The 13139-nt window shown below is 65.6% G+C and carries 9 protein-coding genes; all 9 read right to left on the bottom strand.

All coding sequences use genetic code 11. The annotated features are described in order from the left end of the window. Nucleotides 1-365 precede the first annotated feature (365 nt). The 9 genes from DDF70_RS21425 to DDF70_RS21385 all read right to left on the bottom strand — a co-directional run bounded on the left by DDF70_RS21425 (nt 366) and on the right by DDF70_RS21385 (nt 13138). Nucleotides 366-1145, bottom strand: coding sequence for a 4'-phosphopantetheinyl transferase family protein (locus DDF70_RS21425; protein ID WP_114946860.1), 780 nt, complete (start codon nt 1143-1145; stop codon nt 366-368). Nucleotides 1146-1308: 163 nt separating this feature from the next. Continuing rightward, nucleotides 1309-2169 (bottom strand): aminotransferase class IV, encoded by an 861-nt coding sequence (locus tag DDF70_RS21420; protein ID WP_114946859.1) that lies wholly within the window; start codon nt 2167-2169, stop codon nt 1309-1311. A gap of 1 nt (nt 2170) precedes the next feature. Continuing rightward, nucleotides 2171-3049 carry a prephenate dehydrogenase/arogenate dehydrogenase family protein gene (locus DDF70_RS21415; RefSeq protein ID WP_114946858.1) on the bottom strand — a complete coding sequence of 293 codons (879 nt, stop codon included), beginning with the start codon at nt 3047-3049 and terminating at the stop codon, nt 2171-2173. Between the two features lie 42 nt (nt 3050-3091). Further along, nucleotides 3092-4069, bottom strand: coding sequence for a phosphotransferase family protein (locus DDF70_RS21410; RefSeq protein WP_162820558.1), 978 nt, complete (start codon nt 4067-4069; stop codon nt 3092-3094). Nucleotides 4070-4149: 80 nt separating this feature from the next. Beyond that, a complete protein-coding gene (locus tag DDF70_RS21405) occupies nt 4150-4749 on the bottom strand; it encodes an anthranilate synthase component II (RefSeq protein WP_114946856.1) in 600 nt (199 codons plus the stop codon). Next, the gene (gene pabB, locus DDF70_RS21400) at nt 4737-6158 is read right to left on the bottom strand and encodes an aminodeoxychorismate synthase component I (protein WP_114946855.1); all 1422 of its coding nucleotides are present in this window, start codon (nt 6156-6158) and stop codon (nt 4737-4739) included. Before pabB ends, DDF70_RS21405 begins: the two co-directional genes overlap by 13 nt. Before the next feature lie 15 nt (nt 6159-6173). Continuing rightward, nucleotides 6174-6374, bottom strand: coding sequence for an MbtH family protein (locus tag DDF70_RS21395; RefSeq protein WP_114946854.1), 201 nt, complete (start codon nt 6372-6374; stop codon nt 6174-6176). 10 nt (nt 6375-6384) lie between these two features. Next, a complete protein-coding gene (locus DDF70_RS21390) occupies nt 6385-7446 on the bottom strand; it encodes an aldo/keto reductase (RefSeq protein WP_205772461.1) in 1062 nt (353 codons plus the stop codon). Next, nucleotides 7439-13138, bottom strand: coding sequence for a non-ribosomal peptide synthetase (locus tag DDF70_RS21385; RefSeq protein ID WP_114946852.1), 5700 nt, complete (start codon nt 13136-13138; stop codon nt 7439-7441). Before DDF70_RS21385 ends, DDF70_RS21390 begins: the two co-directional genes overlap by 8 nt. Between the last annotated feature and the right edge of the window lies 1 nt (nt 13139).

The following is a 13139-nucleotide window of genomic DNA, read 5'->3' as shown; positions in this document are numbered from 1 at the left end:
GAGGCAAATCCGCCTTACGCCAGACCATCGCCACAAACAGTCGTCAGCAGGCACCGTCAGAGCTTCTAGCTCGTTAAATTGTTGGGAATCTGATCCGCGGACCTTCATCAGGGCCAGCGGCGCGCCAGCCGCACTCACAGGCCGTAGATATGACTGCCCCCGACCACTTGCACTCACGTTCAACAAAACCCTTGCCGGCAGGCACCGTCCAGATATGACGGTGCTCATAGAGAGCTGCCACGCACTCCGGCATAATGGAAAAGCGACCACTGCATGGAGGCCGCTGTCGACGTCGCGTTCTCTACCCTGCCACGGACTTCGTCCGCGACACGAGGAAGCGTGATAAGCCGCCGGGGCGGTGCGGCTCAGTCTACATCGAACGGCGTCTGCGATCCTGAGGCGGTCGGTTTGCTGGCCGCATGAATTCCCGTGGTCGTGCGGCCATGCCGCCGGGCAAGAGCCGTGATATCCTTCAGGCCGACGAGCCGTAGAGTCAGGTGGCTAGCTGGCGGGCCGCGCCAGGCTAGGGCAAGGCGGTGGCGCACCAGCCGGCGCTCAGCGAAGCGCCAGGCGGTCGCGCCGACTGCTGCGGCGTCGGCACAGGAAAGGCTCGGCGGCTCGAACGAGATTGTAAAACTGTCGAACGGCTCCGACAGGCCCCGTCCCGTGGCCTTCACGTAGGCCTCCTTCAGCGTCCAGAGGCGGAAGAACCGATCGTTGCGCTCGCTGTAGCCGCAGTCCGCCAGCCAGTCCAACTCCTCACGGGTGAAAACCGTCGCCGCGACGCCGAGCGGGGCTTCGCGGTCTGTCGGCTCAACGTCAATCCCGACAGGCCCGTCGGGGCTCGTTGCCACGGCGACGAGCCCGTCTGTGTGGGACAGGCTGAAATGGAGGCCGTTGGGGTGGACAAGGATTGGCTTACCGTACGCCAGCAACGCAAAACTACAAAGGCGCGGTGCAACTCCCGTCTCCCCAGAGATCACCGCCCGCTTGAGCGCATGTGCGACGACGTGCTCGCGCCGATGGCGTTCGTGGATGAAGCGCTCTGCGCGGTTGCGTTCGTCCGCGTCGAGGAGTTCCCAGAGGTCCGGAGGAAGCGTGTCCGGCGCAAGCGACGGATCAGCTGCGAAAATAGAGATCCTCATGCGCTGCTCCCTCGACCCGGCCTGCGGGCGTGTGGCGCTGCGATGGCGCGCGGAAGGTTACGACGGCGCAGCTGTCCTGTCGAGAAAGGCTGATCCTTGCGGCGCTGCTTGCGCAGATCCCCAAATCGGCCGCGCGTCCTGCGCCTCAATGCGTGTAAGGCAACTATTGTCTCACGAATTCGAAGAACTCCCGCGAGATATCCTTGAAGACACGATTTTCCTCGGTGCGGTAGCCCGTGGACGCGATGCTCGGAACCGCTCTAATCTCCATGAGGGTCGAGCACAGAAAGGCGCCCTCAAAGCCGGCCAGATCGTCGGGAACGACATCGCGCTCCTCGTGCGGGATGCCGAGGCGCTCGCAGAGGTCGAGGATCACACGCCGTGTTACGCCCGGGAAGACGTCTTCGTTGAGAGGGGGCGTGACGACGCCGTCCTGCCCAATAAAGAACACGTTCGCGGCCGACGCTTCGGCAATGCGTCCTTCACGGTCGAGCATCAGCCCGTCACGGGCGCCGCCCCTCTCAGCCTCGCGGCGGGCGAGATAGCTGTTGACGTAGAGACCGCAGACCTTCCAGCGCACCGGCATCGCGCGGCTGGAGATGCGCTCGAACGTCGACAGCTGGCAGGGAACGGCCTCGGACGGTCCACGCCGGACGGGGACACCGAAGATTGTGACGTCGACCTTGCGGCCCTCGGCACCAGTGAGCCAGAGCTCGGGGCCGCCGCGATAGACAATCGGGCGAATGTAGTAAGTCTGCTTCGGCTCCCGCTCGAGCAACGCCCGGATGCCGTCCTCAAGGTGGGCGGCCGTCCACGGTACAGTCATGCCCATCTGCTGAGCGCCGGACACCAGCCGTTCCAGATGCGCGGCGGGCTCGTGGAGATAATGGTGATCTCCGTTCCAGTACGCCATGAGCCCGTCGAACACCCCGGTTCCCATATGAAACGAAATGCTCGCGACCGACGGTGAGACCTTCTCGCTCCGCACAATCGCGTCGTTGTGCCAGCAGTAACGTGTCAGCATATTAGTGGCTCCCTGTCACCGGCACGAGCGGGCGGGCGAACAGACGCTCACAGGTCTTGCTGATCGCGTCGAGGCGCGGCGCGAGCGCTGTCCAATCATCTTGTAGTCGGACGAGAGCGGCCTCCCCGTCGCCGTCGAGCCCTTGCAGTGCAGTCATGAGGCGGGCGCGGACCGACGGGCCGAACGGATTCGTCGTTTGGATCTCGACAACAGTCTCCGGATCGCCGGCCAGCATCCGCCCGAGCGCGGCGAGGAGGAGGTGGTAAGGAAGAGGACCGATTTCGAGCGCGATCCCGGAGTTCTCGTCGCGCAAGAGGCTCGAGAATGAGAGCAGCAGCGCGTGCGCGGCGAGCTGTCGCTCCGCGAGGAGTCGATCATGATGCACAGCGTCGAGCGTGACGATGGAGGCGCCGGCGCCCCGAAGGAGGTCGAGGACGGTGTCGCTCCTCGGCCCCGGCCGGTAAGGGACCACGGCAATCGGGCGATCTGTCCACGCGAGCTCCGGGTTGAAGAGCGGATTGATGCCGATAAATTCGGCCCCGGCCGGCACGCGCGCGGTCCAGGTGGCCGGCTGCGCCTTGACTGATAGCGTCTCGACCAGCAGAGCCGCGTCTTTCAGCTTTGGGCCGATAGCCGCGAACGCCGCACCCGCCACCGTGAACGGAAGAGCGAGAACCACGTAGTCGGATCGGGCGATCGCACGCGCTGCGTCTTCGCTGAGGTCGGCGGCGTCGCTGAGGATAATGCCTTGGTCCGCGGCTCCTCGGGGCGAGCAATCGACCATCAGCACTCGGTCGCAGATCGTCTCGAACCGCTTCGCGAGTTCTCGTCCGACGCGTCCCGCGCCGACGATCGTCGTGCTTACATCATTTGCTTGCACCGTTCGGTCCCCCGCAACTTCTGCAACCCCCAACGAGAGAGTTTATGCAGCTTCCAGCTTGGCCACCGATCCAGCAACGAGCTCACGGACGTCGCGGTGCATGATCGGTGTGTCCTTCTCTCGGTTGGCGAGTTCCGCCAAGTTGATGAGGTCGGACAGGCGCGACAAGCGACGCCAGTCTGAGGAAAGCTCGCCGCCTCCCCCTACATAACCGTCGTAGAATCCGTCCGACAGGCCGGGAGCGAAGCGCTCCTCGTAGCGCAGGATCGTGCCGACATCGAAAAGGGGACAGCCAGAGAAGGCGAACTCCCAATCAAGGATCGCGGACACCTCCCAGCGGCCACCGCGCTCCTGGACAAGGATGTTCGTCGGCTTGAAGTCGCCGTGGATGAGGCGAGGGGCGAGATTGATGCCGCGCATCTCGCCCGCTTCTCGGAGAACGAGCCGCCGGAGGCGGTGCGCGAGCGACGGCCCGAGCCTTGCCTCGGCGCGCCCGGTGTCGAGGGTTCCGAGAATGAAAGAGGACCAGTCTTCGAGAGGCGGCCCTGGTGCGAGATCAGCATCGAACAGGCCCGGTTCGGCGAGACGAACCGCGTGCACCGAGGCGAGCGACCGCCCGACGGTGTGACCGAGCTCTCTCGCCGTCGCGCTCATCCGGCCCTCGTGCATCAGCACGTCGTCGAGCCGTCTGCCGGCGGCGAATTCGGTGACAAGGTAATGCGGCGATCCCTCGAGACCGCCCGGTGCGATATGAAGCACGCGTGGCGCGGGAGCTCTATCTCGGACGAGGCCGAGTACACTGGCCTCGCGACGGCAGGAATCACCGGAACGACAAACGCGTACAACCACTGCGGATCCGTCATCGAGGACGACGCGGAGATTGGTGTGCCGGTGGCCGCCAGCGAGCGGCGCGACTTCGCGAACGGCAGCGTCGGAACGCCAGCCGGAGAGCGCGCGCTGCGCCTCCTCGGGCGGCACCTCGACAAGGGCGACCGACCGTTCCCAGCCTGCTTCAATCAAAGATCTCGAATCCTCCGGCATCGGCGTATGGTACACGAATCCGGCCGGACCCGAAACCGCCTCCTCGGGCTACGAGTCCGTCATACCGTGCCGCTCGCTCGCCATTCTGAAGCGATTCTTAGGAAGTTGGCGAAGAGGGCATGACCGTGTTCGGTCAGCACCGACTCGGGATGGAACTGGACTCCAAACGTCGGCGCAGTTCGGTGGGCCAGCCCCATGATCTCGCCGCGGTCGCTACGCGCTGTAACGCGAAGCGGAACAGTTCGAGCCGCTTCCGGCAACTCGACGGCCAGCGAATGGTATCGTCCCGCGCGAAATGGCGTCGGGAGTCCATGGAAGACGCCGCTTCCGTCGTGGTGAATGGTCGACGCCCGTCCGTGCAGCGGCTCGCGGGCGTGCCGCACGACGCCCCCAAAGACTTCGCCAACGCATTGGTGGCCCAGGCAAACGCCGAGGATCGGAATCGTTCCCGTTAGTTCGCGGACGAGCGCCATAGATTGGCCGGCATCGCGAGGTCCGCATGGGCCGGGGGAGATGACGGCGGCGCCCGGCGCGAGCGCGAGGACGCCACGCACGTCTATGGCGTCGTTGCGGACGACGCGAACCGTTTCGCCAAGTTCGGCCAGGTAACGCGCCACGGTGAACACGAACGAATCGTAGTTGTCAATCAGGAGAAGCATGGCTGGCTCGGCTCCTCGTCCTCGAAAGCCTGCAGGATGCGTTCGGCCTTATCTAGCGTTTCCTGGTATTCCGCATCCGGCTCCGACGACGCGGTGATGCCGCCGCCAGCGTGGAACGAGGCCAGCCCGTTTTGGAACACAACGGTCCGAATGGCGATGCTTGTGTCCATGAAGCCATTGAATCCGAGGCAACCGATCGCCCCGCAGTAGACGCCGCGCGCCTCACGTTCGAGTTCAGTGATAATCTCCATGGCGCGCAGCTTTGGAACTCCCGTCACCGAGCCGCCCGGAAACGCGGCGGCGAGAAGGTCAAGCGCCGATTGTCCGTGCGACAGCTGTCCGGTCACCGATGATACGAGGTGATGAACACCGGCGTAGGTCTCGAGCACTGTCAGCGACGGGGTTGCTACGCTGTGTGGTCGGCAGACGCGGGAGAGATCGTTGCGCAGCAGATCAACGATCATAATGTTCTCCGCACGATCCTTTTCCGACGCGAGAAGCCGCTCGGCGTTCCGCGCATCCTCTTCCGGCACGACGCCACGCGGCGCCGTTCCCTTGATGGGGCGAGTCTCCACGGCGCCGTTCTCGACCTTCAGGAACCGCTCCGGCGAGCTCGACGCCACGGCCCAGTCCCCATCCTCAAGATACGCGCAGAACGTGGCTGCATTTCGGCGTCGAAGCTTAAGATAAAAGGTCCATGGATCGTACAGGGCCGGGAGTTCTAATATAAAGCGTTGTGATATATTCGCCTGATAGATGTCTCCGTCAAGGATGTACTCTTTGACTCGCATGACAGCTGCCTCGAAATCCTTTCGAAGGAAGTTGGAGCGCCACGCCGCGCGGCCAATCGAAGGCGCGTGCCGCCGCGGAATCGGCCAAGCCGGAGCGAGCCGCGCGGCGAGGGCCGCGGCTCGGGCTGTCGCGCGCTTCGCCCTCTCACCCGTCGTCGCGGGATGGCCGGACGACACGATCCACGCCCGCCGGACGGCATGGTCGAAGGCAACCACGACGTCGTAGAGCCCGAGCGTGATTTCGGGCATCCGCCCCACTGCGGCCGCCTCTGGGCGCGGCAGCCGCTCGAGGAGCCGTCCAGCCTCGTAGCCGAAGACGCCGATCGCACCGGTCTGAAACTGCGGTAAGTCGTCGGCGCTCTCCATTGTGAAGCGCGTCAAGAGGTCTGCTACCGCGTTGAACGGCGGCCCTGCCACTGGTCGTCCGTTCAGGAAGACCCGATTTCCGTCGACGATGAGCCGTCCGAACGGGTCAGCCGCCACATAGGAGTGGCGCCCTAAGGAAGGGTGCTGCATCGCACTGTCCAGAAAGGCGAGGCCTCCGAGAGGCCGTAGCAGCTCCGCCGCTAGTTGCGGTTCGATCCAGCCGATTTCCTGCACGTGGAGGCCGCACTGCATCGCCTGCCTCCAACCTCAGGCGCGATCGCGTGTCGACCGGGGGCGCATGTCGGTCCAGTTCGCCTCAATCCACCGGAGGCATTCCTCGCGCGTTCCGGTGACGCCGACCGCATGCCAGCCGGCGGGCCGCTCCCGATGCGCTGGCCAAATGGAGAACTGCTCCTCGTCGTTGACGACGACCTCGTGAGGTAAAGTACTGAGCGCAGTGTCGATCATAGGCGGCACCTCATTGTTGGAGCACGTCGGGCGGGGCAGCGAGCTCGCGGATGGCATTACTGCGCTCTGGCGCCCCGCCGGTCCGGCCGAGCGCAACCTCGATTCGCTGCGACAGCCCGTCATCGATCCGTTCGACGATGGCGAGCGCGCCGAGCGTATCGCGCAACTGGTTTGGGCTTGATGCGCCGGTGATGGCGGTGTCGACGTCCGGGTTCCGGAGCACCCAAGCAAGAGCCATTCGGCTCGGCGTTGTGCCGATTTCGCGGGCGAGGGCGTTTACAGCACGAACGCGCTGCAGAACGTCTGCCTCCTCGCTCCCCAGGGCAGCTTCACGCAGCCATGCGTACTTCCTTAGGTCGAGCCGGCCGTTCTGTGGTTCGCCGTCGTCGTAGCGCCCTGCGAAGAGCCCGTAGGCGAGGGGCGACCAGACGGCGAGCCCAATCCCAACGTCGGCCTTTAGCTCTCTCATTTCCCCTTCAACCTTATCGCGCGTGAGGAAATTGTACTGCACCTGCTCGACTTGCGGCGGCACGAAGCCATCCGCGCGGGCGATTCGGCACGCCTCACGGATCTGGAACGTAGACCATTCCGACGTTCCCCAGTGCAGGATCTTGCCCTGGCGGACGAGGTCGGACATGGCGCGGACGGTCTCTACCAGCGGCACGTTCTCGTCGTAGCGATGGCAGAAGAAGAGATCGAGATAATCGAGTCCGAGGCGTCGGAGTGTCGCATCGCAGCCCTCGAACACGTGCTTGCGGCTGAGGCCCCACGTATTGGGACGCCGCCCGTGCACGCCCCAAAACACTTTGCCCGACACGAGAAACGTTTCGCGCGGCCAGCCGAGACGGCGAAAAGCGCGGCCGAGCGCCGCTTCGGCCGCGCCGCGCGCATAGGTTTCCGCGCAGTCGAACAGGTTCACCCCGCGTGCGTACGCGAGGTCGAGGACGGCGGCGGTCGTGTCGTCATCGACGCACTCGCCGAATGTCGCCCAGCTCCCGAGCGAGATCGCGCTGACCTCAAGCCCTGTCCGGCCGAGCCGTCGATACAGCATCGGCGGTATTGCGCTATTCATGATGATGCTCCGGTGATGCGGTGCCAGCACGACCTGAAGGCGGCGGGAAATATCCGAGGGTGCGACCGAAGGCGATAAACCGCACGAGCCACGTCTCACTCGGGATGGGATAGGAAAAGCCGAGCGCCTTGAGCCGCGCCTCAGTTTCGGACGTGTCGGGATACTTGGCGCGCGTCCGCGCCTCGGCACCGTCGACGACGGGGAGCAGGCGGCCTAGTGCCGCCGACCACCGCGGATCTTGCCCGATCTGCGCGATAGCGCGCTTGAACGCCTCGTGCGTAAGCACCTCGATCGGATACCCATTCGCCCGCAGGATCGTGATTAGGCGGTCGTGTAGAAGCCGATGCGGATTGCGAAGCTGGAAGATAACGGACGACGGCTCGCCCGAACCGCACAGGAGGCGAACAGCGCGCGCCATCAGGTCGACGGGGATCAGGCCGAACCCGCGATCCGGTTGGTCGTGGGCGACGCCGAGCTCCATCAGCGCCCGCATGTAACGGCTGAAGAAGTGATCATCGATGTTACGCTGGAAGCGACCCGTCTCGGAGTGCGGTGCGACGGTTCCGACGCGCAGGATCGCGCCGCTTCCACCAGCCGCGAGGAAGCCCTGCACCAGCGACTCCGCAAGCCTCTTGCTTTCTGAATAGGGATCGCACCGCACGGCCGGATCGGAAGAAGCTTTTACCCCGCCAAGGGCGCCCTGACGGACGTCGGCGCCCGTCTCGCCGTCAACGGCCAAGGTCGAGAGATGAATGAGGCGAGCCGGGCACCCGGCACGCGCCAATGCGACGAGCTCTGCGACGCCGTCGCGGTTAACCGCCAGGATCTCGTCACGCCGCCCGGCGTGGCGGACGTCGGCGGCAGCGTTCACGATGAGGTCGCATCCGCACGCGAGCGCCAACCAGTCTTCCTCGCCGAGACCGAGCCGCGTGTGCCCGAGGTCGCCTGCGACGACGCTTATCCGATCGGGAAATGCCGGGGAGCGGTCTGGAAAGTACCATCGATACTGCTCGCGCAGGCGCGCCAGCGCAGCGTCGTCGTCGGCGGCGCGGACGGGGCAGACGATCCGCGCCGACGTCATCGCGGCGAACTCCTCGAGAAGATGGATGCCGAGGATGCCCGTTGCCCCGGTGAGAAGGATCTTGCGCGCGTCCCGCACCAGATCGCAACCGGACAGCGAAGCAGCAGCGGCCGGTCGGACGTCAGGCCCACCGGTAGGTGCCGACGCGATTGGGGGTGCCACTCCGGCGCCGGCGCTACGTCCAGCGATCGCGGCGGCGAGGTGGCCGATCGTGCGAAGGTCGAAGATCATCTGAGGCGAGACGGGCGCGCCCTTCGCCCGCAGCAGGCCGGACACATGCACCGCGCGGAGCGACGTCCCGCCGCTGGTAAAGAAGTCGTCGTCCGTCGAACGCTGCCGGGCGCCGAGCACCTCGTCCCAGGCACGGGCGACGAGACGCTCCTCGTCGGAAGTCGGTGGCCGGAAACTCCGGTCGGACCCAGCGTGGGGCGGCGGGAGGGCGGCTCGGTCGAGCTTTCCGTTCGGGGATAGCGGAAAGGCAGTGAGGACCGTCACGCTCGAGGGCTGCATATACTCCGGTAAACGCCGCCTCAGGACGTCTGCGACGTCGACGGCGAGACCGCGCCGGGCGGCGGCAAGATTCGGCTCGTTGGCGAGGACCGTGCACTCTGGCGCGGTGGGCCACCTAGGCCACGCGTCGGCGGAACGGGTGAAATAGGCGTCGAACGTACCTAGTGGGCAGCCGCGTAGGCAGCTCAGCCGCAACGTGAAGCCCTTTGCCTCTGCGAGTTGGCGCAGATCGTCGACGACGACGCCTTCGCCTTCTGGTGCGTTGCGTTCTCCGTCCGCCTCTCCCACTGTGGTGGCGAGGAGGGCGTAGCGTCGCACATCCCCGACGAGCCGAGCGTCTGGTATTCCGGTCAACGCGAGCGGTGTCCCGTCGGCCGCTTCGAGCGCCTGTCGAATCCGCTCGAAGCTCCAGTCCTCAGCTTTCCAAGATCGCCAGTCGGCCGCGACGATCCGCGCTTTGACGGGCCGCTTATGGAGGACGGCGTCGAAGCGGTAGCGCGTCATTTCGTTATGAAGCCGCCCGCGCCGCGGTTCCGCCTCAATCAGCACAACGCTTTTCGCGTTGTGTAAATTCGGGCCGAAAAATTGCGGATGCAATACCAACTCTTGCTCCGCTTCCATTCGGTCACGTGCGCGCCGTAGCACGTCGGCCGCGGGCGCCTCGGGGACGCGCTCCGCCTCGAGGGCCACATGGAACGTCTCGAGAAGGGGAAGATTACGTAAATCCCCGAGGAATACGAAGCCGCCGGGCCTAAGGCGGCCCAGCAAGTCGTCGATCAGCCGGCCGAGCCGCGACGAGCTCGCAAGGTACTGCGCGACCGAATTAACGATGATGACGTCGAAGTCCACCCCGACGTCGAGGTGATCAGTATCAACCTCGTAGAGGTCAACCTGATCCAGCGCGCGCTCCGCCAGCCGCGCACGAAGGTCGGCGAGCACCCGCGGCGAGATGTCCGTGGCAGCGTAGCGCGAGCAGTAGTCGGCGAGATTCAGCAGCACTAGGCCTGTCCCGCAACCGATCTCGAGCACTCTCAACGATCGCTCGCGCAGCGCGCCGGGCGGAACGCGGGAGAGAATTTGCTGGAGCGTTCCATTGAGCCACTCTTCCATATGGTCGATGGGCAGCGGCTCACCGGTAAGCGTGCTGTTCCAACCTGTGAAGTCGTTCTCGCCGGCCATGTGCCGACGTCGGCTCGAATAGGTCGTCTCGAAAAGATCGCGCCAGCCTCCGATCTGCCGCTCCTCAAGGTCCGCCGCTCGTCGCGCGAGGGACGGCTCATACGGGGTAACGTAGGCGCTGAGCCGCTGGTCGGACGGGTCCGCTCCATCGACGACCACCAGTCCGCGGGCGACGCCCGGCGCCGCCTCAAGCGCAGTCTCGACTTCGGCGAGCTCGATTCGGAATCCGCGGACCTTCACCTGACGGTCGGCGCGACCGAGGAACTCAATGCCGTGCTCCGGCGTCAAGCGTCCGCGGTCGCCACTGCGATAGAATCGCTCGCCGTCGAGAGTGACGAATCGGGCGGACGTATCGTTGGGGCGGTTGAGATAGCCGCGACCGACGCCGGCGCCACCGATCCAGATCTCGCCGTTGACGTTGATCGGCAGCGGCAATCCGGCCGCGTCGCCGATTCGGACCGCCGTTCCCGGCAGCGGAACGCCGATCGGATGGCCGGATGGGGCCGCGTCCCGCTCCGCGATGTAACAGGTGCAGAAGATCGCCGTCTCAGTCGGCCCGTATGTCACGCAGACGGTAGCCTCCGGGAACACGTCGTGCAGCGTCCGGAGGAGAGCGGGCTGCACGACGTCGCCCCCCGTCATTACGCGCCGCATCGCTGGGCAGCGTTCGACGCCCTGCGTCGCGAGGGCTGCAAGGAGGTGCTGCATCAGCCCCGGCACCGCCTGGAAGGAGGTCGCCTCCTGCAACAGCGGAACGACGCGGGTCGGGTCGAGCGTCTCCTCGCGCGTGAGGAGACGCGCTCGGCCGCCACTCAGGATCGGGGCGAACAGCTCGTAATAGAAGACATCAAACGTGCTCGCCGCGAGCACGAGTCCGCAGTCCGCTGGGCCGAGGCCGAGTCTATCGCGGCAGGCGCATAAGGTATTGACGATGTTGCGATGCTCAATCTCGACGCCCTTCGGCTGGCCCGTGCTGCCGGAGGTGTAGATGACGTACGCGAGGTCGGACGCGAGGGCCACCGGGGGCGCTGGCGCGGCGCCCGTCGGGGCGGCTGTGACGTCGACGAGGACAGCCCCAGCCTCGGCAAGGCTAGGACGGGTCTGACTCGACACGACAATGACGCCGACGCGCGCATCCTGCAGCATGAACGCGCGCCGCTCAACGGGCTCAGCTGGATCGAGCGGCAGGAACGCCGCCCCCGCCTTCAGCACCGCGAGGGTCGCGACGACCAGCGCAACGCTTCGTTCCGTGCATATGCCGACCACGTCTCGAGGCGCGACGCCGTGCGAGATTAGAGCGCCGGAGAGGCGGGTCGCCCACCAGTCGAGCTCGTCGAATGTCAACTCGTTCTCGGCGTCGGAGAAGGCAACCGCGTTCGGAGAGAGCGCGCACTGTCGCTCAAAGATCCGGTGGAGACAGTCATTCGCGCCGGCGGGCGGCACCTGTCGCTCGCGCGCCGATAGGTCTGCGGCCTCCGCCGGCCCAAGCATCTCGATGGCGCTGACGCGCCGATCCTGAGCTCCGCCGCAGGCTTTCAGCACGCGCGTAAAGTGGGTGAGGAAGCGCTTCGCAGATCCGGCATCCAGGATGTCGACGTTGCGGACGAGCCGAAGCTTCAGCCCCTCCTCCGTACGCCAGATGCTGAACTCAAGGTCGAAGCGGATGACGTCCTCTCCCGCAGCGAGCTGCTTAACGGTGAGGCCAGGGAGGCGCAGCGGCGTGCCGGTCCCGCTCTGCAGTGCAAACATGACCTGGATCACCGGAGTGTGGCTGAGAGCGCGGTGCGGGGAGAGCCGCTCAACGATCTTCTCGAACGGCACGGCTTGGTGCTGAAGCGCGCCGAGCGTTGCGGTCCGTACGCAACGCAAGACGTCGCCGACCGTGTAGGTCGGGTCGACTTTAACGCGTAGCACGATCGTATTCACGTAAAGACCGAATGAGGTTTCCGCCTCGGGATCGGCACGATTCGCGGCGGGCGATCCGAACACGAGGTCGGTCTGCCCGGAGTAGCGATGGAGAACGATCGCGAACGCGGTCGCGAGCATCATGTAGAGCGAGGCGCGGGCGTCTTGTGCCGTCTTCTCGAGCCGAATGACAAGGTCATCCGTCACCAAAGCTTCATGGCGGGCGCCGACGAACCGTGCGACGCGCGGTCGTGAGCGCGCCATCGGCAGCTCAAGCATCGGTGCATCGCCGAGGTACGCCGTCCACCAGTCGAGTGCGGCGCGTCCGTGTTGGCTCGACAGAAAGGCTCGTTCCTCCCGTAGGGCGTCGGCGGCCGGTCGCGGCGTTCCCGCAAACCGCAGCGGGCGACCGTCGAGCGCGGCCGAATAGCCTTGTTCTAGTTCGTGGTGGAACAAGCTGAGCGACCAGCCGTCGGCGATGATGTGATGAAAGACAGCGGTCAGCACGTGCTCCGTGTCCGACAGCCGGACGACACCGAACCGCATCAGCGGTGCAATCGCCAGGTCGAAGGCCGTCGTGGCCGCACGCCGAATCTCGCGCGCCGCTGCGGCACTTCGTTCCGACACAGGGAGGTCCGAAAGATCGACAACCTCCGGTCCAATGTCGACTGCGTCGCCGAGCGCGCGGTAGGGATGGCCGTCACGGCTTGGAAACGACGAACGCATCATCTCGTGCCGCGCCGCGAGCGTCGAAAGCGCGACGCGCAGCGCAGCGACCGATAGCGGTCCGGAGACTTGGTGCGCGGTCGCGATCGTGTAGGCGCTGTTGTCCGGGTTCATTGTCTGCAGAAACCACATGCGTTTCTGCGCCGATGTCAGGCCGTCGTCGGGGGCGATGCGATCCTCTGGGTCCAACCCCGGATCGCCGCTGGAGCAGCTCGCGTGCCCCGGTTTCCGCTCGCCTCGAGCGACGCTCGTTTCGTCGCCGGCATCGTGCCCCGACCGCGTGCGCTGCATC

The organism is Microvirga calopogonii (assembly GCF_003347665.1).
In the GTDB taxonomy this organism is placed as follows: domain Bacteria; phylum Pseudomonadota; class Alphaproteobacteria; order Rhizobiales; family Beijerinckiaceae; genus Microvirga; species Microvirga calopogonii.
Note: the sequence above shows the minus strand (reverse complement) of the source record. Positions and strands in the feature narration are given on the sequence as shown.

Coding starts and splice junctions, on each gene's coding strand:
- DDF70_RS21425 (WP_114946860.1), bottom strand. CDS start 1,145: ATGAGGATCTCTATTTTCGCAGCTGATCCGTCGCTTGCGCCGGACACG.
- DDF70_RS21420 (WP_114946859.1), bottom strand. CDS start 2,169: ATGCTGACACGTTACTGCTGGCACAACGACGCGATTGTGCGGAGCGAG.
- DDF70_RS21405 (WP_114946856.1), bottom strand. CDS start 4,749: ATGCTTCTCCTGATTGACAACTACGATTCGTTCGTGTTCACCGTGGCG.
- pabB (WP_114946855.1), bottom strand. CDS start 6,158: ATGCAGTGCGGCCTCCACGTGCAGGAAATCGGCTGGATCGAACCGCAA.
- DDF70_RS21395 (WP_114946854.1), bottom strand. CDS start 6,374: ATGATCGACACTGCGCTCAGTACTTTACCTCACGAGGTCGTCGTCAAC.
- DDF70_RS21390 (WP_205772461.1), bottom strand. CDS start 7,446: ATGAATAGCGCAATACCGCCGATGCTGTATCGACGGCTCGGCCGGACA.
- DDF70_RS21385 (WP_114946852.1), bottom strand. CDS start 13,138: ATGCAGCGCACGCGGTCGGGGCACGATGCCGGCGACGAAACGAGCGTC.